Source organism: Achromobacter sp. SIMBA_011 (assembly GCF_046535435.1).
In the GTDB taxonomy this organism is placed as follows: Bacteria; Pseudomonadota; Gammaproteobacteria; order Burkholderiales; family Burkholderiaceae_B; genus Achromobacter; species Achromobacter dolens.
Map to the genome: position 1 here is coordinate 1 of NZ_JAWRWN010000561.1, position 267 is coordinate 267.

The 267-nt window shown below is 61.4% G+C and carries 1 protein-coding gene; it reads left to right on the forward strand.

What is annotated here, in order from left to right; translation table 11 throughout:
* Positions 1 to 227: 2-oxo acid dehydrogenase subunit E2 (locus SB816_RS32155; RefSeq protein WP_410548264.1), on the forward strand; the 227-nt coding region annotated here is incomplete at its 5' end.
* Positions 228 to 267 lie beyond the last annotated feature (40 nt).

Sequence of the window (267 nt, forward strand, 5' to 3'; positions counted from 1 at the left end):
GCGGCACGGCGTTCACGCCGATAGTCAACGCGCCGGAGGTGGCCATTCTTGGCGTCACGCGAACACAGGACAAACCCCGTCGCGGTGCTGGCGACGCCATTGAATGGCGCCAAACGTTGCCGTTGTCATTGAGCTATGACCACCGGGTAATCAACGGGGCCGATGCCGCACGTTTTACTGCCAGGCTGGCCGAGTTGCTGGCAGACCCTGCCGCCCTGGAGGGCTGAGCGCACACTGTTTGTACCCTGCATAAACGTAATCCGTTCT